19 protein-coding genes are annotated in these 20,301 nt (G+C 36.1%); 16 read left to right on the plus strand and 3 right to left on the minus strand.

The genetic code is table 11. The features are described from left to right. Positions 1 to 523: 523 nt before the first annotated feature. The gene (locus PZ898_RS19735; RefSeq protein WP_277694020.1) at positions 524 to 2,062 is read left to right on the plus strand and encodes a SulP family inorganic anion transporter; all 1,539 of its coding nucleotides are present in this window, start codon (positions 524 to 526) and stop codon (positions 2,060 to 2,062) included. Positions 2,063 to 2,509: 447 nt separating this feature from the next. Here PZ898_RS19735 and fusA read toward each other — a convergent pair whose 3' ends face one another. Next, entirely contained in the window at positions 2,510 to 4,570 is a 2,061-nt protein-coding gene (gene fusA, locus PZ898_RS19740) for an elongation factor G (protein ID WP_277694021.1), read from the minus strand. 615 nt (positions 4,571 to 5,185) lie between these two features. Here fusA and PZ898_RS19745 point away from each other — a divergent pair. From PZ898_RS19745 to PZ898_RS19785, 9 genes are all read left to right on the plus strand, one after another. Next, entirely contained in the window at positions 5,186 to 5,854 is a 669-nt protein-coding gene (locus PZ898_RS19745) for an HAD-IA family hydrolase (RefSeq protein WP_277694022.1), read from the plus strand. Between the two features lie 8 nt (positions 5,855 to 5,862). Continuing rightward, the gene (locus PZ898_RS19750; protein WP_277694023.1) at positions 5,863 to 6,687 is read left to right on the plus strand and encodes a phosphoribosyltransferase family protein; all 825 of its coding nucleotides are present in this window, start codon (positions 5,863 to 5,865) and stop codon (positions 6,685 to 6,687) included. After that, positions 6,677 to 7,234: a TerD family protein gene (locus PZ898_RS19755; RefSeq protein WP_062675525.1), complete on the plus strand. Its 558-nt coding sequence runs from the start codon at positions 6,677 to 6,679 to the stop codon at positions 7,232 to 7,234. Before PZ898_RS19750 ends, PZ898_RS19755 begins: the two co-directional genes overlap by 11 nt. Positions 7,235 to 7,236: 2 nt before the next feature. Further along, the gene (locus tag PZ898_RS19760; RefSeq protein WP_277694024.1) at positions 7,237 to 8,412 is read left to right on the plus strand and encodes a toxic anion resistance protein; all 1,176 of its coding nucleotides are present in this window, start codon (positions 7,237 to 7,239) and stop codon (positions 8,410 to 8,412) included. A gap of 16 nt (positions 8,413 to 8,428) precedes the next feature. Further along, on the plus strand, positions 8,429 to 9,376 hold the full coding sequence (locus PZ898_RS19765; RefSeq protein WP_277694025.1) for a hypothetical protein: 948 nt from the start codon (positions 8,429 to 8,431) through the stop codon (positions 9,374 to 9,376). A gap of 69 nt (positions 9,377 to 9,445) precedes the next feature. Beyond that, positions 9,446 to 10,054: a TerD family protein gene (locus PZ898_RS19770; RefSeq protein ID WP_047428248.1), complete on the plus strand. Its 609-nt coding sequence runs from the start codon at positions 9,446 to 9,448 to the stop codon at positions 10,052 to 10,054. 154 nt (positions 10,055 to 10,208) lie between these two features. Beyond that, positions 10,209 to 11,183: a TerC/Alx family metal homeostasis membrane protein gene (locus PZ898_RS19775; protein ID WP_238590660.1), complete on the plus strand. Its 975-nt coding sequence runs from the start codon at positions 10,209 to 10,211 to the stop codon at positions 11,181 to 11,183. Between the two features lie 180 nt (positions 11,184 to 11,363). Continuing rightward, the gene (locus tag PZ898_RS19780) at positions 11,364 to 11,891 is read left to right on the plus strand and encodes a TetR/AcrR family transcriptional regulator (RefSeq protein WP_277694026.1); all 528 of its coding nucleotides are present in this window, start codon (positions 11,364 to 11,366) and stop codon (positions 11,889 to 11,891) included. Between the two features lie 3 nt (positions 11,892 to 11,894). Further along, entirely contained in the window at positions 11,895 to 12,308 is a 414-nt protein-coding gene (locus PZ898_RS19785) for a nuclear transport factor 2 family protein (protein WP_062675521.1), read from the plus strand. A gap of 106 nt (positions 12,309 to 12,414) precedes the next feature. Here the strand turns inward: PZ898_RS19785 and PZ898_RS19790 are convergent, their stop codons facing one another. After that, positions 12,415 to 13,422, minus strand: a complete 1,008-nt coding sequence (locus tag PZ898_RS19790; protein ID WP_277694027.1) for a catalase — start codon at positions 13,420 to 13,422, stop codon at positions 12,415 to 12,417. A 296-nt stretch (positions 13,423 to 13,718) separates the two neighbouring features. On the opposite strand from PZ898_RS19790, the gene PZ898_RS19795 reads away from it, so the two are divergent. The 5 genes from PZ898_RS19795 to PZ898_RS19815 all read left to right on the plus strand — a co-directional run bounded on the left by PZ898_RS19795 (position 13,719) and on the right by PZ898_RS19815 (position 17,618). Then, a complete protein-coding gene (locus PZ898_RS19795) occupies positions 13,719 to 14,153 on the plus strand; it encodes an FKBP-type peptidyl-prolyl cis-trans isomerase (RefSeq protein WP_052198510.1) in 435 nt (144 codons plus the stop codon). A 134-nt stretch (positions 14,154 to 14,287) separates the two neighbouring features. Continuing rightward, complete coding sequence (locus tag PZ898_RS19800; protein WP_277694028.1) at positions 14,288 to 15,238, plus strand: hypothetical protein; 951 nt, start codon at positions 14,288 to 14,290, stop codon at positions 15,236 to 15,238. A gap of 65 nt (positions 15,239 to 15,303) precedes the next feature. Continuing rightward, positions 15,304 to 15,714: an Rrf2 family transcriptional regulator gene (locus PZ898_RS19805; protein WP_076596660.1), complete on the plus strand. Its 411-nt coding sequence runs from the start codon at positions 15,304 to 15,306 to the stop codon at positions 15,712 to 15,714. 60 nt (positions 15,715 to 15,774) lie between these two features. Beyond that, positions 15,775 to 16,428 carry an NAD(P)H-binding protein gene (locus PZ898_RS19810; protein ID WP_120233422.1) on the plus strand — a complete coding sequence of 218 codons (654 nt, stop codon included), beginning with the start codon at positions 15,775 to 15,777 and terminating at the stop codon, positions 16,426 to 16,428. Positions 16,429 to 16,445: 17 nt separating this feature from the next. Continuing rightward, on the plus strand, positions 16,446 to 17,618 hold the full coding sequence (locus PZ898_RS19815) for an MBL fold metallo-hydrolase (protein ID WP_277694029.1): 1,173 nt from the start codon (positions 16,446 to 16,448) through the stop codon (positions 17,616 to 17,618). Positions 17,619 to 17,931: 313 nt separating this feature from the next. Here PZ898_RS19815 and PZ898_RS19820 read toward each other — a convergent pair whose 3' ends face one another. After that, positions 17,932 to 18,963 carry a M23 family metallopeptidase gene (locus PZ898_RS19820; RefSeq protein ID WP_277694030.1) on the minus strand — a complete coding sequence of 344 codons (1,032 nt, stop codon included), beginning with the start codon at positions 18,961 to 18,963 and terminating at the stop codon, positions 17,932 to 17,934. A 224-nt stretch (positions 18,964 to 19,187) separates the two neighbouring features. Here PZ898_RS19820 and PZ898_RS19825 point away from each other — a divergent pair, with 224 nt between their 5' ends. Further along, positions 19,188 to 20,228: an NAD(P)H-dependent glycerol-3-phosphate dehydrogenase gene (locus PZ898_RS19825; RefSeq protein WP_062675514.1), complete on the plus strand. Its 1,041-nt coding sequence runs from the start codon at positions 19,188 to 19,190 to the stop codon at positions 20,226 to 20,228. The last annotated feature ends 73 nt before the right edge of the window (positions 20,229 to 20,301 follow it).

A 20,301-nucleotide genomic window follows, 5' to 3' on the forward strand; every position in this document is an offset into this window, starting at 1 on the left:
AATTTGAAATTGATAAAGAATAGAAATTATGATTAAGAATATTAAAATAGCTTTCATAAGACGATGAATCTTATAAAATAGATTTGAATTTTGCCAAATATCTTAAAAACAGGTGGGTAGGGATCACCTTAATGTACTTGGATTATATTCTTTATTTTCAATGGTCTTCTCTTCTTCTCTTTCAAACTTCTTTTCCTGCCATTTGTGTGAAATAATATATAACCTATTAAGGTTTTATACAATTCTATGAGTTAAAGCTGCGATAGATTGATAAACAGCTTTTTACTCGTTGAATTTTTAATTAGTACCAAATAATTGCTTATTCGCTTTCAAATGTAGACAAAAATAAGAAGTAAAAACAATCATAAATATAAAAATTATACCTTATGTGTTTATTTTAATTAAAATTAACATATTATAAGAACTGATGTGTGAATTATTCAAATTAACAGATGGGTTCATGAAAAAATGATAAAAAGAAAAAATTGTATACCATCCTGACAGTCCATACCTTTGTCAATGAATGAAAAATACTATAAGATTATTCGATTTTTCGAAAAAAATCAATTATAAAAATGAACTGCTGGCTGGCTTTACGGTAGCGATGACAATGATTCCCGAATCTCTTTCATTTGCTATTCTGGCCGGTCTTTCTCCGCTTATCGGTCTTTATGCAGCTTTTATGATGGGACTTGTAACAGCTGTTTTGGGAGGTCGTCCGGGAATGGTTTCTGGTGGAGCAGGAGCAACGATTGTTGTGTTGATTGCTCTTATTCAATCCCATGGGATTGAATATCTTTTTGCCACTGTAGCACTTGCCGGAATCCTTCAGATGATGGTAGGTATTTTTAAACTGGGCAAATTTGTAAGACTGATTCCGCAACCCGTTATGTACGGATTCCTGAACGGGTTGGCTATTATTATATTCATGGCCCAGGTAGAGCAGTTTAAAATAACAGATAGTAGTGGTGCGGTAAATTGGCTGCAGGGAATGCCTTTATACATTATGGCTGGCTTAACAGCTCTTACAATTGCCATTGTTTATTTTTTTCCAAAAATCACAAAAGTTGTTCCTGCCTCTCTTGTGGCTATTATCATTGTCTTTGCTGTGGTTCTCGGATTTAATATTCCAACAAAAACGGTAGCAGATATCGCCCATATCAGTGGAAATCTTCCGAGTTTCCATATCCCACAGATTCCTTTTTCTCTGGAAACGTTACAGATTATTTTTCCTTATGCCTTAATTATGGCTGGAGTAGGTCTTATAGAATCTCTTCTGACATTATCTATGGTGGATGAAATTACAAATACAAAAGGAAGTGCCAATAAAGAATCCGTAGCTCAGGGATTGGCTAATATTACCAATGGCTTCTTTGGCGGAATGGGAGGTTGTGCAATGGTAGCACAAACGCTGGTGAATCTCAACGCTGGTTCCAGAGCCAGATTATCCGGGATTATTGCATCATTGTTAATTTTAATTATTATTCTGTGTGGAGCACCTGTAATAGAGAAAATTCCCATGGCGGCTCTGGTGGGAGTTATGATGATGGTTGCGATCAGTACCTTCCAGTGGGTATCCATCAGGATTGTGAATAAAATGCCGAAATCTGATATTTTTGTTGGAATAACTGTAGCTCTGATCACTGTGGTTTTACACAATCTGGCTTTGGCGGTTTTGATTGGTGTGATCATTTCAGCATTGGTTTTTGCCTGGGATAATGCTAAACGAATCAGAGCAAGAAAATATGTAGATGAAAATGGGGTGAAGTACTATGAAATATATGGACCTTTGTTTTTTGGTTCAGTAATAGCGTTTACGGATAAATTTGATCCTGTGAATGATCCGGATCAGGTGGTTATTGATTTTAAAGAAAGCCGTATTGTAGATATGAGTGCTATTGATGCGCTGGACAAATTATCCAAACGTTATAAACAATATCACAAAACCTTGCATCTGCGCCATCTCAGCGAAGACTGCAGAAAAATACTTAAAAATGCAGAGGCTGTAGTGGAAGTTAATATTCAGGATGATCCTACATATAAGGTGATGCCGGAAAAATAGGAGAGGAGTCAATGAGTGAATTTTGCTTCGCAAGTGAAAAGTGAATTTTTTCAGAATAGAAAAATTGAAAGCACATCGAATTAACAATTGATCATTCACAATTTCATAGTCAATAAGTGAATTTTGCTTCGCAAGTGAATGGTGAATTTTTATAGTAAAAAAAAATTGAAAGCACATCGAATTGACAATTGATCATTCACAATTTCATAGTCAATAAGTGAATTTTGCTTCGCAAGTGAATGGTGAATTTTTATAGTAAAAAAAATTGACAAGCGCAGCGGATTGACGATTGACTATTCACAATTTCATAGTCAATGAGTGAATTTTGCTTCGCAAGTGAATGGTGAATTTTTATAGTAAAAAAAATTGACAAGCGCATCGAATTGACAATTGACCATTCACAAACAAGACAAGGACTGTAAGAAAAAATCTACAGTCCTTGCTTGTTTAGGTTATTAATGTGTTTGCAATAAAATCAGGCACTAAAGCATAGTGTGATAATTTCATGCTGATAGAAGCTCTTCCGCTTGTCAGCGTTCTCAGGTCAGAAATATATCCGAAAGTTGAAGCTAACGGAACTTCCGCTGCAAAAATCTTTCTTCCTGATTTTTCGTCAATAGAAGTGATAATCCCTCTTCTTCTGTTGATATCCGCAGTGACAGCTCCCGTGTACTCCTCAATACTTTGGATTTCTACCTGCATAACAGGTTCCATCAATTTAGGATGACATCCTTTTGCCGCTGCTTTGAATCCTTCTCTTGCTGCAATTTCGAAATCAAATGCTGCAGAATCCTGAGCGTGGAAAGAACCATCCAGAAGAGTCACCTTCATGTTTTCCAGAGGATATCCTTTTAATGGGCCATGTTCCATAGCTTCTCTGAAACCTTTTTCAACAGAAGGAATAAATTCAGTCGGAATAACTCCACCTTTGATCATATTGATAAATTCCAATCTATTGTCATTTCCCGGGCCAATCTCAAACGTGATATCAGCGAACTGGCCGCTTCCGCCGTTTTGTTTGGAAAGCTTTTCTCGGTGAACTTTGGTTTCCGTTAAGATCTCACGATAAGAAACTTTAGGTTTCCCCTGATTGATTTCAATACCATGATTCAGACGGATTTTTTCCAATGTAACCTCCAAATGAAGTTCTCCCAAGCCGCTTAATAAAGTCTCTCCGGTCTGCGGATCTCTTTCAACCACCAAAGAAGGATCTTCTTCCTGTATTTTGGCCAATACCAAACCGAAAGATTTCTCATCACCATTCGTTTTCGGCTCGATAGCAACTCTGATCACAGGAGTCGGAATTGTAATGGCTTCCAGTAATATCGGCTTTTCTAGAGAAGATAGAGAATCACCGGTCTTGGCATCTTTTATTCCTGTTAAAGCAACAATATCTCCTGCTTTAGCTTCGTTCATTGATAATGTTTTATCAGACTGCATCTGTAAAACTCTCGAAATCCTGAAGCTTTCACCCGTTCTTACATTCACTATCGTATCTCCGGATTTGATTTTTCCGGAATACACACGAAGCATAGCCAGTCTTCCCATATGTTTATCAATCACCACTTTGAAAACGAGTCCTGAAAAAACTGCTTTCTCATTTCTTTCCAATATTACCGTTTCATCTGTATGTGGATCTCTTCCCTGCAGGTCAGCAAGCTGATCTGGAGCAGGCAGATAAGTAACCACAGCATCAAGAAGAGGCTGGATTCCCTTATTTTTAAAGGCTGAGCCACAAAGAACAGGAACAGCTGATCCGGAGCTGCAGACCCTTTTTATCGCTTCTGAGAGTATTTCAACAGTTACTGTTTGTTCGGTATCCATAAAAATTTCAAAGAACATCTCATCATTCTCTGCAAGAGTTTCCATTAATTTAACTCTGTATTCATGGGCTTCTGTCATAGAAGCAGCAGGAATTTCCTTTTCCATAATGGTTTCTCCATTTTCATCTGTCCAGTATAAGGCTTTCATTTTAATAAGATCAATAACGCCTTCAAAATCGTTTTCAGCTCCAATCGGAATCTGAATGGCCAATGGAACAGAATTCAGCTTGGTTTTTATTTCATTAAGAACAGCAAAGAAGTCTGCACCCATTCTGTCCATTTTATTGATGAAACAGATTTTGGATGTTCCATGTTTTTCAGCCTGGAACCAAACGTTTTCAGTCTGTGGCTGAACTCCTGAAGAAGCACAGAAAACTGCGACAACGCTGTCAAGAACTCTTAGAGAACGTTCCACTTCCACTGCGAAATCAATGTGTCCAGGCGTATCAATAATGTTGATGTTATAAACTTTATCGTCTTTTTTCCATTGGGTAGAAACTGCAGCGGATGAAATGGTAATTCCTCTGTTTCTTTCCTGTATGTCTTTATCCATGGTGGTATTTCCGTCATCTACATTGCCGATTTTGTGAATAAGTCCTGTGTAATACAGAAGTCTTTCGGATAAAGTAGTTTTTCCTGCATCTACGTGTGCTATAATCCCTATATTTCGTGTGTTGTATTTCATTTTTTTTAATTTAAATTGTTGATTTTTAGATCTGTGTTCGGAAAAGGTTCTGAAAAAAATAAGCACAAAATACACTCCGGTCTTATAAAGCCGGTAAAACATTTTCGTATTTCGTATCAAAGGAAAATTTTCAGAGATCTTAACAAACAGCAGAAGTTGTTTGAATTGTTAAAGTCTGAAATCAGGGCAGCAAAAAAGACCTATCCGAATAGACAGGTCTTCAATATATTTTTGGGTATAAAAGATCTATAGAACTATTCAGATAAATATTCAGTGCTGCCAAAGAACACAGCTCTGACAGGATTGCTTAACGTTATAATATTTATCATTTTTGTTGACATTGTTGATTTTTAATCGGTTGCGAAATTATAATTTTTTTTTGATTTCCAAAGAATTTTTGAAAATATTTTTTTTAAACGCTTCATCAATCATCTTCTGTGAACCTTTCAAAACCTTGGATTTTCATAAAAATATCTTAAAACAGAACTTGAACGTAATGCTTTTATGATAAATATTTTATCTTTGGGAAGAATAGTATTGTAAACACTTTTTGATGATTAAAAAATTTTAAATCTTTTTCAAGAAGCTAAATAAAAACTTTTAACTTAAAACCTATTGAAAACAGATATCGACATCCATAACCACTGTCATTTTTCCTTTGATCTGTGGCTCACTTTAATCAAATCTCATCCTGAATTTAAAGCAAAAAGAGTTGAGCTGTTCTCCTTATTTTTTAACGTAGATAAGCCGATAGATGAGGTTGCGAAAACCGTAAAATATTACGATGATCTTTGTAATACCATCAATGAGGTGACAGGGGGGAATATTGATACTTTTGAAATTTATCTGATGATTTTGGGGGCTTTGGATGTAGACGTAAAACTTATTAATAAGGAAAAACTTAATGAGTTTTATAACAAAAGTGAAGAATTGTTTCTGGAATATAAGCCAGTTGTAATTTTTGAAAATATTCATGATTTTTTTGAGGATATTAAAAATCAGGGAAAGACCATAAATATTCTAAGCAACACTGGATTTATCAAAGGGAAAACAATGCGGAAATTCCTGATTCATGAAAACCTGGATCAGTACATAGATTTCCATATCTATTCTGATGAAATCAACTGTTCCAAACCTAACCCGCTTATTTTTCAGGAAGTGAAGAATAAGATCAAAGATCAGGATTTGCCCATGCACCAGATTCTGCATATCGGAGACAATCCGGTGGCAGATTATCAGGGAGCAAAGAACTTTGGTTTCAGTGCCCATTTACTTAAACACTAAAAATAAACATGAACAAAAGATACAGCTTACACCACATTCATTCGGCAGATGAGTTTACGTTCTCACCTGCAGAATACAGCTTTTTCAAGTATGGCGATAAGTCGTATGCTGAAAAATTCGCAAGAGAATTATTCGACGGATTTATTTCCGAAAATGAAGAACTTTTAAGTACAGATAAAGAGATTGTAGTGCTTCCAAGCCCCTATATGGCGATTCCTACTGCATCCAACTTTTTATGTTTTTACTTTAAAAAACACCTGGATTTTTATCTGTTTCAAAAAGGAAAAAAGTCAAGTATTTTGTCTAAAATCAACAGAAACCATACATACATCACAGATTACGGGAATCTCAATTTTGAAGACCGCAAAAATCTGATCGCCAATGACACTTATTATATCGATAAGGACTTTTTGAGAGGAAAACTTTGTATTTTTATAGACGATATAAAAATCACGGGAAGTCATGAATATACTGTCAACAGAATCCTGAATGAATATAACGTGGAGGCTGACTTTATGTTCCTGTATTATGCAGAACTGGTGAATTTTGACCTTGACCCGAAAATTGAAAACTTTTTCAACTACTATGCTGTAAAAAATGTAAATCATGTTGCAGAAGTGATGAATAAAGAAAGTTTTCAGTTCAATACAAGGATTGTCAAATATATTTTAGGCCTAGATTCAAGTAATTTTGATTATCTTACGTCTCAAGTAAAAAAGGAACAGATGGACCTGCTTTTGGAGCTGGCGATCAGTAACAATTATCATTTAATAAAAGAATACGAAAATAACATCAATACTTTAACACAAACGGAATTATATTATGGCTATTAACTTACAAAAAGGACAAAGAGAAAACATTAACGCACCTAAATTTACTGTAGGTTTAGGATGGGATATCAATAATACTTCTACAGGAACCGCTTTCGACCTTGATGCGTCTTTGTTCTTGCTTGGGGACGACAAAAAATTAGTTTCAGATAATCACTTTATTTTCTATAACAATCTTGAGTCTCCGGACAAATCTGTAATCCACACGGGTGATAACCTTACAGGAGAAGGATCGGGTGACGATGAGCAGATCAAAATTGATCTTACTAAAATTGACAGCGCTATCAAAGAAATTACAGTAGTAGTAACAATTCACGAAGCAGATTCAAGAAAACAAAACTTTGGACAGGTAAGAAATTCTTTCATCAGAATTTTTAATTCAGATACGAATGAAGAGATCTTAAAATACGAATTAGACGAAGATTTCTCAATCGAAACCGCTGTAGAATTCGGAAGAATCTACAACAGAAACGGAGAATGGAAATTTGAGGCTGTAGGTGCAGGACAGAGAGACGGCCTTGAGAAATTTGTATCAATTTATCAGAAGTAATCATGGACAATCAGGAAAATCAACCCATAGATCCGCTGGGATCAATAGAACCCCTTAAAACTTTTGAGCCGACTCCAATGGCTCCTCCTACTCCAGCTCAGCCCGCTCAGAATGCGACGCCGGCTGTTCTTGTGGATAGAGAGGGAAATGTAAATCTGACACAGCTGCAGTCAGAAGAACGTCAGAAATATGAAGTTCTTGCGAACTCTATTGACGAGACCAATCCTGGTTCAATCGTTAATTTCGGGGCAGAGCTTCAGAAAACATTAACCAACCAGAGTGACAGCTTCTTAGGAAATGTAAGAAGATCAAACTCAGGAGAAGTTGGCGGGCTTATCAATGACCTTTTGGTAGAGCTTAACTATGTAGATGTTGAAGAACTTAACGGAAATAAAGTGAAAAGTTTCCTGAGCAAATTGCCATTTATGAAAAAGGTAATGACTCAGGTGGAAAATCTTTTTGCAAAATACGATAAGATCATCAATAATATCGAGCAGATTTCTTATAAAGTAAATGCAGGAATTATCACCTCTACAAAAGATAACGCTGTACTTCAGACTATTTTTGAAAGCAATGTGAATTCTATCAAGCAGATTGAAGAGCTTGTCATTGCAGGTAATATAAGAATGGAAAGAGCGGCAGGCGAGCTTGCTCAGATGGAAGCGAATCCGCAGATTTATCAGGATTATCAGATTGCAGATAAAAGAGATTTCATTGCAAGGCTAGACAGGAGAATGGCTGATCTTAAAGTGGTGCGTGTGATTATGATGCAGTCACTTCCTCAGATCAGACTGGTACAGAACAACAATGTTTCTATTGCTGAAAAAGCACAGACGATTCTTACCACTACACTTCCGGTTTGGAAAAACCAGCTTTCCCTTGCGGTAGCGATGTACAGACAGCAGCAGAATATTGAAATACAGCAAAAAGTATCTTCTACTACAGAAGAGATTTTAAGAAAGAATGCGGAACGTCTTGGCCAGAATTCTGTGAATGTTGCCAGAGCCAACGAGCAGACTATCGTATCAGTGGAAACATTGAGAGAAACAACGTCAATGCTGATCAATACATTGAATGAAGTGAAACAAATCCAGAAACAGGGAGCTGACAACAGAAGAAAACTGGATCAGGATCTTCAGACATTGGAGCATGAACTTAAAGCAAATGTCAGAGGTTAATTTATAGGATACTAAGGTGGGGGATGATGCAGCAACCATATTGTCGCAGAGCAAAAGAAGATTAACAAAGCTTAAGCTTCTCGCTAATTTTTTTGAACATATTGACATCATATCAATTTACATCAAAACGGATATTATTCACAATCTGTTCCAGGAAAATACTGCTTTAGATTATAATAAACTGGAACTTTTCCACCTGCAGTATACCGACAGCCTTATAGAACTTCTCACTAAAATTAAAAAGCAGAAGGAAAATGACATGCTGGCGGTCATCAATGAAATTAACATCAACAGTAAATATATTTCAGGTTTTGAAGAAAGAAGGGTAGACAGTTTTGAAACCGACAGGAAAATGTACAGCGGTGTCTTTTCCCAGCACTTGAAAACAGTGTATAAAGACTTAACGGAAGATCGTTTTACAGCCAATTGGGAAAATGTACTGTACTTTCATAAAAAATATGCCCAGGAATTTTACAGATCGGAGGCAGATGAAACACTGCTGAAAACTGATTCTTTTCCTTCCTATCAGTATAAAGAATATTCCATTGAAAGGAAACTGTTGGGAAGGCTTAATATACAGGGGTTTAAAGTCCGTTTCGTATGTGGTTACCTTATCGGAACCCACGATTATGAACTTTTTAAAATCTTTCAGTCTGATGATTATTTTATTTTCAGTGTAGACGAAAAGAAATTGTATCTTTTCGACAAAGAACTGGATAAGCTGGATATTTCCGAGAATCAGTCTAATCAGAGCTCCATTATTGATCAGCTGAGAAGTAAAAATGAGCAGCTGGAACATAGTATGAACGAAAGAAAGCGTACTTTGCCAGCTGAAGTGGAAGGCGTTCTGAAAGATTATATTAAAAACCTGGAAAATATGGATATTATGAGTAAAATCTTTGACTTCGACGAAGAAACGAATATTCTGCGGGCAATGCTTAATTTGAATTTGAATAATAACTAGAACGAAATTTGAAAAGCAAAGAAGATTACCTTTTTTGCAAAAAAGTAAATAACAACTAAACATAGAAAGATGGCTATCAACTTACAAAAAGGTCAGAGAATTAACCTTAAAAAAGAAAATGGAGCTGAGCTTTCCCAGGCTTGTGTAGGAATCAACTGGGGAGCAATCGAAAAGAAAGGATTTTTCGGAACAAAGAAAGAAGCAGTAGACTTGGACGGAAGCTGTATTTTATATGATTCAAACAAAAACGTTACAGAAGTAATCTATTTCGGAAATCTTAAATCAAGAAACGGATCTGTAAGACACAGTGGAGACGACCTTACCGGTGACGTGAATGGAGATGACGGATTGGATAACGAAGTAATCACGGTAGACTTCAGCCAATTGGAACCAAATGTGGAGCATGTGGCAATGGTTTTGAACAGCTACAGAGGCCAGGATTTCGGCACTATTCCTTTTGCTTCTATCCGTATTTATGAAGGATCACCTACCAATGTAAGAGAGGTTTTTGCAAAATATGATATTGCGAATGACGCATCTTTCAGCGGACATGTTGCCATGGTAATGGGTGTTTTCTATAAGAGAAACGGAGAATGGAAATTCAATGCTATCGGAGATCCTACAGCGGATAAAAAGTTGGAGCAGACAATCCAGACGGTACAGATGAATTATCTATAATCAATTGACAATCAAAATATAAATAAAATAGCAATATTTGTACTCTGTGCATCTATTGCTTTTATCATATAATAACATAACTCAAGTGGAACATCAAAGTATTTTAGAACTGCACCCTGGTCTGGTGTGGGGATTTGCAGTAACAGTCGTTATCATGCTGCTCCTGGACTTAGGGGTATTTAATAAAAAAAGTCATGAAGTCTCTTCCAAAGAAGCTACCATCTGGTCTATTGTATGGATCTCGCTTTCTATGGTTTTTTCGGGAGTGGTCTATTGGGTATTCAATACCGACGGAAGCCCTGAAAGCCATGCTTTGGCAGTAGAGAAATTTACACAGTATCAGGCTGCCTATTGGATTGAAAAAGCCTTGTCTGTAGATAACTTATTTGTATTTATTCTGGTTTTCGGGTTCTTTAAAGTTCCGAAATTTCTTCACCATAAAGTTCTTTTCTGGGGAATTATCGGAGCGCTGATCTTCAGAGCTATATTCATCTTTGCAGGAGTAGGATTAATCAATCTGACGTATCTTCCTGAAATGAATATCTTCGGTGAAGCAGTGAAAATCAACGTTGTCATGACCTTATTCGGATTATTCCTTGTGTATGCAGGGATCAAATCATGGGGTGACGGTGATGATGACGATGATGAAGATTACAGCAATACGGCAGGAGCAAAACTGATCAAGAGTTTCTGGAAAGTTTCAGACAATTACGATGGAGATAAGTTCTTCACCATCCAGAACGGAATCAAAATGGCAACTCCTCTTTTAGTAGTAGTGGGTGTTATCGAGTTTACGGACGTTCTTTTTGCAGTAGATTCCATTCCGGCAATCTTTGCGATTTCAAATGACCCTTTTATCCTTTATACATCAAATATCTTTGCAATTTTAGGATTAAGATCATTATACTTCCTGTTAGCGAACTTTATTCATATGTTCAGCAAACTTCCATACGGATTGGCTATTATCCTGTCCTTCATTGGAGTTAAAATGCTTATTGCCCCATGGATTCATATTCCGTCTCCGGTTTCATTGGGAATCGTAGGAGGAGTATTGGTAATCTCTGTTCTTTTATCCATCATCTTCCCTGAAAAAGAAGAAGAGAAGAAGGAAGAATTGGACGAAAAATAATCGCACTTAAAATAATATAAAAGCCTCCGGAATGTATTTCTGGAGGCTGTTTTGTTTATCAAGCTTTTGTTTATCAAACATCTCAAGCCAACCTTCAAAGAAATATTTTCAAAAATAAAACAGACAGACCGGTCTGTATATTGTTTTTTTTCATACCTTTGTTCCAGAAAAGAAAAGCATATGAAATCTCCAAGAGAAAGAATTGTAGAAAAGACCTTTGAATTGTTTGCAAAACAAGGGTATAATTCTACCGGAATTAATCAGATTATTTCCGAAGCTGAAGTTGCCAAGGCAAGCTTTTATCAGCATTTTAAATCCAAAGAAGATCTGTGTGTAGAATTTCTGAAGGTGAGACATGAGTATTGGTTCAATGAACTCAATCAATTTATAGCAAAAGGAAATGGCTTACAGTCTAAAATCATCAGTGCTTTTGATTTTCTGGTGTATATGAATGAAAAGGAAAACTTCAGAGGTTGCAGCTTTCTGAATATTCTGTCGGAAATCCCCATGGATAATACTAAAATACTGAGCGTTATTCAGTCTCATAAAGTAGATCTTAGAAACTTTTTTTTAGAATTGCTGAATGATGATGAACTTTCCGATCATATCTACATGCTTTTTGAAAGCAGTATCATAGAAAGCCAGCTTTTCAAATCCAATGAATTAATTGAAAAATCAAAAAAGATAGTCAGCAATTTAATACAATGAGTTATGGAACAGAAACATCCGCTTCCGCCTTTCACTCTTGAAACGGCACTGGAAAAAATTCAATTGGCAGAAGATGCCTGGAACAGTCAGGATCCTGAAAAGGTTTCCAAAGCATATACCATCGATAGCGAATGGAGAAACAGAGATACCTTTGTGAATGGGAGAGAAGAGATTGTACTATTTCTTCAGAATAAGTGGGAAAGAGAACTTCATTATAAACTTAAAAAGGAATACTGGGCGCATACCGACAATCGTATTGCCGTTCGTTTTGAATATGAATATCAGACCAAAGAGGGAAACTGGTTCAGGGCATACGGAAACGAAAACTGGGAATTCGATGAAAACGGGCTTATGGCAAAAAGATATGCCAGTATCAATGATCTGGCGATCAAAGAAGAAGAACGAAAGTTTAAATAAGATGTAAAGACTGTTGTCACAACAGTCTTTTATTTTTTAGTTGGATCAATCTTTTTCACATCACATGCAAAAATTCATCATTCATAACTCATCAGTCATCATTATTTTAACTGTTTTTCCCATGCAGTAACTTATTAATTTTCCTTCTGGTCTGCAAAGAAACTTTATAAGCTTCATCACGCAGTTTCTGTATTTTTCCTACAGGCTGAAAAAATATTTTACTCTCAAAAGGATTGAATGATAACAGCTCATTTGTACAGTTCCGATCATCCAGCAAAGAGCCTTTATTTATTACAACCTCACCGATTTTGATAAAAGGAGAGTTTTTCCACTCCACATTCAGTTTGTTGACAGGCTGGTCTTTCAGGTCATAACATATCTGTATCAGGACATCTGCAGTAAAGTTGTGTGTCTGCAGATAGTTTTTTAAAGAATCCTTGACCTTTTGTTTTTTTCCAATGTTCTTATCCACAGATTGAGGAGACAGTTTTATTTTGATGATATGATCTCCAAGCCGGTAAGCTCCTATAGAATGATAGTCGAAGGAAAGAATAAAATCATTTCTTTTACGAAGAAGTTGAATCATATTACGAACCATATCAGCTGTTAGCAGGGAAGGAGTCATTTTAATCATCTGAAGCAGCAGGGTAAACAAACTGCTCCATTTTTTGGTGTAAAATCTGTTGACCGCCGTAAACAGTTTCAAAAAAATTGAAACAGAATTTATAGGAAACAGGGGAAAATTCACCAATGGATAATTGGCAAGAAGCCCACCGTTTTCATTCTTGATCTGCACTGCAAAGCCGTAGGCAGGAATATCCTTTCTTGTATTCTTAATTTTCAGCTGAGCATTGGAAAACCGTATAGTAAGATCAAATTTTTCCTTATCAAAAAAAGGCTGCAGTGATTCCGGAATATCAGATTCTATCCTGAATGTACCTTTTGCTGCCGCATACGTTTTGGCATGGGCATTTCTGGTAGCATAATTGACATCGCTGATGGAAGAGGATTGTTCAACAAAATCTGCTATTGTTTTTTTATTGATTTCCAGAAGCTTTTTTTCCTCTTCATTCAGTTCATCAAACTTCTTATTATATTTTAGTGGATTTGGCATTTAGTTTTTAAAATCCAATTATAACGCCAAGTTTCGAAATCTGTGTTAAATAAGTATTACAATTATTTGAATTTTGTGGAAAAGATCTTTGAAAATCAAAAATGTAAGACTATATGATTAATGATTATTGAAAAATAATCTTTTTAACTTGTTGATTATTAGTGTTTATTTATTTTTAATGAGAATGAATTAAAGTCACTTTGTTTGAGAGGAAAATTCTTCAGGCTTTTAAACTTCGCTTATCGTGCTCCCATCTTCCAAACCCAAAAAGCCTTATCTTTGTAAAAAATTATAATATGGGAGTAGCAGATATGTTATTTAAACGTAAAAAAGAATTAGCAGAAAAGAACCTGAAAGATGGTAAAGAATATATGGAAGAGTATGGTAAAAGAGAAAGCGTTGTGCAGTTACCAAGCGGCTTGCAATATGAAATCATTACAGAAGGCGACGGCCCGAAACCAGGACCCAAATCTACTGTAAAATGCCACTATCACGGAACTACTATTTCCGGGAAAGTATTTGACAGTTCTGTAAAAAGAGGTACACCTGCATCTTTCCCTTTGAACAGAGTGATTTCAGGATGGACGGAAGCTCTTCAGTTGATGCCTGTCGGAAGTAAGTGGAGATTGATTATTCCTCCGCACTTAGCATACGGAGATCAGGAGATCAGCAAGGAAATAGGACCAAACAGTACTCTTGTTTTTGAGGTTGAATTACTGGATATTAAATAATCCTTCTTAAAAATAGATTAAAAATTTACCTGATTTCAGGTAAATTTTTTTATTTGTACTATATTCGTATAGGAGAATTGTGAAAATGGAGAAATTTATTTTGCAATATACCTGATAACACAAAAAATCACTGAATGAAAAAACTTTTTTACCTATTGATTGTTTTCGGGCTTCTTACTTCCTGTGTTTCCAGGAAGAATCAGGCTATTCAGCAGAATATTCTTACCCTGAAAGACAGCTACTGTAAAGCGCCGTTCAAATATAACTACAGCAATAAACTTCCGTCTTATAATTCAGATTCTATACTGGCAGCCAATAAAGAATTAAAAGAGGTCTTTTCTGACCAGAGTATCCTCATCTTAAACGCACTGGATAATTTAGATGAGGTTCATCAGATTATTGATCTTAAAAAAGATTCATCCCTTGCTTCCCAGATTAAAGTCTTACAGTTGAAGACAAAAATAAACAGCAAAATAACGATTGCTCTTACGGAACTGGATGCAGTAGCCGCAGAGTTCGACTGTGAAGGAGAAAGAGTAGCCCAGATTGGAAATTATGTGGATAACTTAAATTCATCAAGAAATAATAAGCTTATTTTATATTCAATTGTTGCAGGAGCAGCAGCTTCCATAGCAGGAGGAATTGTACATGATCAAGGCTGGAGTAATGCCATCGATATAGGCGGAGGGATTCTGGGAGCAGGTTTTGGACTGGCAACCCTTAATCCAAAAGGGAAAAAGGTAGAGTTTATCCACCAGAGAAACCTTTTGAGAGATATCTGGAAAGAAAAATTAGAGTCTCCGAATTTCCCCCCTTTTATCTGGTATATGTACACAGAGAAAAAGTTTTCCAACAGAGAAGAACACTCCATTATCGGAAATATGAAATTAAGATGGCTTCATTACCAGTTTGATGACAATAAAGAAACAGCAGATAAGTCTGTAATCTTCAGTGATGGAGGTTTTTACAGAGCAGACGATCTTCATAACCGCGCTGCCATGCTCAATCAGATGCAGTCGGCCACACGTACCATTAATCAAAATATCAATTATTTGTTGCTGGATCTGGATAAATTAATTCTTTAAGAAAAAATTAACTGTAATAAATTTTGTTACATTTAAAAAATGTGTATCTTTGCAAAGTAATTACAATGAACAATACAAGATTTGCTACGGCAGTACATATAATGACACTATTGGCGAAAAGCCCTCAGGAGTGGCTTACATCTGACTGGATGGCCGGTAGTATCAATGTGAATCCGGTGATTATCCGAAAGGAGATCAGCGTATTGAGAGAGGCAGGTCTGATTATCAGCAGACAAGGAAAAGAAGGAGGAAGTCAGCTTGCAAAAAATGCTGAAATGATCACAATTTCCGAGATCTATAAAGCAGTAAAAAATACAGAAGTATTAGGCAAAAAAAATCAGAATCCCAATCCCGCATGCAGTGTTGGAAAGGAGATCAACAATCATTTAAATACATTATTTGAAGAAACAGATCAATTGGTGGTAAACTTTTTAGGAGACAAGTCATTACAGGAATTCACTGACCAGTTCGAATAAAAAAATTTCATCTTAAATGTAACAAAATTTATTACAGTTTAATTAAAAAAATAAAACATTATGAAAAAAGTAGCAGTAATCGGTGCAACAGGATTTGTAGGAGCACACGTAGTATCAGAATTAGCAGAAAGAGGATATGCGGTGGAAGCATTGGTAAGAGATGCATCAAAAGTGAAAACACAGGAAAATGTAACTGCAAAAAGTGTTGATGTAAACAATGTAAGCGAACTGGCTGAAGCATTGAAAGGAAGTGATGCAGTAATCAGTACATTCAATGCAGGATGGACCAACCCTAACCTTTACAACGATTTTTTAAACGGTTCTGAGAACATTGAAAAAGCTGTAGAACAGTCGGGAGTAAAAAGACTGATTGTAGTAGGTGGAGCAGGAAGCCTTTACACACCCGATAACGTACAAATTGTAGATACTCCTGATTTCCCTGAAGCTTACAAACCTGGTGCTACGGCAGCAAGAGATTATCTAAACAAAATCAAGGAAAATAATACGTTGGATTGGACATTCTTCAGCCCTGCTATAGAAATGAACCAGGCGAATGTAGGAGAAAGAACAGGAAAATACAGGACTTCACTGGAAACTCCGGTATTTGATGAAAACGGAAGAAGCCGTCTGTCTGTAGAAGACGTAGCCGTAGTTTTAGTAGACGAATTAGAGCAGAACAATCACATCCGTGAACGTTTCACAGCAGCTTACTAATCGATAAAAGAACAGAAATGATACAAAAAAAATTATGGTCGTTATTAGCATTGTTGGGATTCATCAGCATATTTGCAGGGAATCTCAAAGTGAAAGTTTATAATCCGGGAATCAAAGCTATTTTTCCCATTACTTCTACCATTATTTACGGAGATAAAGATGCGATACTGGTAGATGCTCAGTTTCAGAAACAATATGCGGAACAGCTGGTAAAAGAAATAAAAGCAACAGGAAAGAACCTGAAAACCGTTTTTATTTCTCACAGCGATCCTGATTTCTATTTTGGATTGGATGTGATTAAAAAAGCTTTTCCTAATGCTAAAATTATCTCAACGGCACAGACTGCTTACCTTATATCAGCTTCAAAAGATGATAAAATGGGAGTGTGGAAACCACAGCTGAAGGCAGGTGCCCCATCAGAAATTATAATTCCTGAAGCAGTTACTTCAATTCCTGATCTTGAAGGAAACAAAATTGAAATCAGACAAAATCCTGAAGATCCTGCACATAGCTTTCTTTGGATTCCGTCCATCAAAACCATTGCAGGCGGAATTTCAGTTTCTGTTGGCTCACATCTCTGGATGGCAGATACACAGAATGTCAAAGCCGTTGATCAATGGATAGGGCAGATTGATGCTATGAAAGGTTTGAAACCGGAAAAAGTTATTCCTTCTCATTTTGCAGAGCTTTCCACATCACCACAATCTCTTGATTTTGTGAAAAACTATCTGGAAAATTATAAACAGGCAGTTACTGAAAACAAAACTACATCCGCAATTGTAGATTTCATGGTAAAAAAATACCCTGATCTGCCAGGAAAAGAAGAATTGGAAATGGGAGTAAAGGTTTATCTTAAAGAAATGGACTGGGATCTTAAATCACCCTATCCGGCAATAGGACAAAAAGTGGAAGTGAACTTTGGAGAAGTTAAATTCGTTCTTGATTTTAAAGATAATAAAACCATGACATTCACAGGAACAGCCGGAAGTTCAAAAAACAGTACAGATACTGTAGAATATACTGCCGTAGAAGTAGCAAAAAATGTTTTTATGGTCTACTGGCATGAGCCGCACCTTGGTTTCAATGTAACCCATATTCAGGATTATAATAAAAATATCATCTACTCGAATATTGCAGGTCCCGACGGTACATTTACCCACCCGAAAGGAACGCTTAAAATTTTAAAATAAAAAGACAGCAGCATTGGCAGCTGTCTTTTTTGTATCATAATAGTTAACAATAAAATATCATTAAAGCTCATCAAATCAGCTTGCTGATTCTAACTTTGCCTCCTTAGCCTCAAAAGAAAGCAAATTAAAAACTTTGAATTAAAATAATCTCTCGCAGATTTTATAGATTTTGAAGATCTATGATCATGAGAATTATATTAGTGATTCGTTCTATTCGTGGAACTATTCGTGTTCTTCGTGTTTAAAAAAGGTCTTTAAATGAATACTCTATTTTGTAAAACTAAAAAACTGCCTCATGAGGGACAGTTTTCTTTTATAGATTCATAAACAATTTCGGGTTAATCGGAGTATTGTTTTTGTGTACTTCATAATGAAGATGAGGTCCTGTAGAACGCCCGGAATTTCCGGATTTTGCAATGACCTGACCAACTTTTACTTTATCATTTACTTTTGCAATAAGCTGAGATAAATGTCCATATAAAGTAGCCAGCCCGTTTCCGTGAGAAACAATTACACAGTTTCCATAGCCTCCTTTTTGTCCGGAAAAAATGATTGTTCCGGCAGCAGCAGCTCTTACATCAGAACCATAGGCAACAGCAATGTCCAGTCCTTTATGGAACTGCATCTGATCAGCTTCAGCAGGTGGATTGTTTTTTTCAGCGACAGCAGTTTTAGTTGCAGGCGTTCCGGAAGCAGCTTTTGTTGTGGTTGCAGGAGCAGAAGTTGCAGCTACAGGAGCCGTTTTTGGGGTTACCATTACTTTTACTTCTCTCTTATTTCCATAGCTGTCTGTAAGTTCTATAATTTTCTCAACAGGTTCAGCTTTTACTTCAGGCTTAGCTGCTGCCACTACTGTTGGTTTTGTCTCTGTTGCTGCACTTGATCTTACCGAAGCAAAAACAGTTTTGAAAGGAATAGGATTTTTTCTTATCCCGAAATTAGAGGAAATATAGCCATCTGTAGGCATTCCTAAGGGAACCTGCATCAGTTTTTTCTGAAGATCCATCAGATATTGGCTGTATCGGTTAGCCTGTTTGGAAAGATAAATAGAGTTTGAAATACTGTCCTGGTTGAGCATCATTAGTTTTTCATTAGTGATGTCTTTGGACTTCAGGAAGGAGTTGAGCTGAGCAACGGTTTGATCTACAAGAGTAAGATCACTTTTCATTTTTAAATAATCTACACTGTCTTTTTCAGTGTTTATTTTTACAAGGTTTACTTCGTAGGTTTTGTCATCTCTTTCAGAAAAGAGTTTGGCAATGAATACACCTTGTGCAAAAACTACTAGTAAAAGTCCTCCCAGGAGAATGTTTACGTTCTTCTTGCTGTTTAGAAATTTTTTCATATTTCTTCTCTTAGTAAGTTAAAACGGTTTTGAAGTTGCAAATTTAATTAAAAATAAGCTTTGTGAGTTATTTTTAATTAAAATTCAGTTTTTTCTGTATTTAACGGCTAATTAGCTATTTAATTGTGTTGTAGTGTTAATTTTTTCAGAAAATGGTTTTTATCATAGTTTCAAAGCCTGCGTTACGTCTTTGTTTTAATATCTTTGCAGTTCACATTCCAATTATGGCTAAAAAGAAAATTATTTCAGAATCTTCGAATCCAAAAAAGAATAAAAAGGATATTTCTGTAGGAGTTGTAGGAAGCGGAAGTTTTGCAACCGCTATTGTAAAAATGCTTGTTGAAAACTGCAAAGTAGTACACTGGTGTGTAAGAAATGAATTTGTAAAAGGAGCTATTGAGCTTCGTGGACATAACCCAACTTATCTTACGGCTGCCCATTTTAATCTTAAAAGTTTAAAACTGACAACAGATATTAACGAACTGGTTACTGCCTGTGATGTTATTGTTCTGGCAACACCGTCTATCTATCTGTCTGATACGTTGGATAAAATGACCTGTGAATATTCAGATAAGATCTTTATTTCAGCAATTAAAGGAATTATTCCTAAAGTAAATGACGTGGTAGCACACTATCTGCGTGATGAATTTAAAATTGGTTTCAGAAATCAGGCCGTTATTGCAGGGCCATGTCATGCTGAAGAGGTGGCTATGGAAAGACTTTCTTATCTTACTATTGCGGCCGTAGAAGATGAGACTGCTGAAAAACTTGAAGGAATCTTCAGTTCAGATTTTATTAAAGTTCATACAAGCAAAGATATTTTAGGAAATGAATACAGCGCCATTCTTAAAAATATTTTTGCCATCGGAGCGGGAATAGCAAGTGGATTGGGTTATGGTGATAACTTTACAGCAGTCTTTGTTTCCAATGCTATCCGTGAAATGGAAACATTTCTGGAAGCGATTTATGAGGCACCAAGAGACGTGAATGAAAGTGCATATCTGGGTGACCTTTTGGTAACGGCATATTCACTTTTCTCAAGAAACAGAAACCTTGGAAACCTTATTGGGAAAGGATATACCGTAAAATCTGCCATTCAGTCTATGAACATGGTAGCAGAAGGATATTACGCTGCAGATTCCATTTATAAAACGGCAAAACAGAAAAATCTTAAACTTCCGATTATTGATACCGTATATGCTATTTTGTATGAAGGTAAAAATGCTGAAAAGCAGTTTAAAAAATTGACCGCAAAATTGAATTAAAAAAACAGGACTTTAAAAATTAAAGTCCTGTTAAACATAAATAATGAAACTTAAGCATTTTTCATGCTTAAGT

The organism is Chryseobacterium sp. WX (assembly GCF_029542485.1).
GTDB lineage: Bacteria > Bacteroidota > Bacteroidia > Flavobacteriales > Weeksellaceae > Chryseobacterium > Chryseobacterium cucumeris.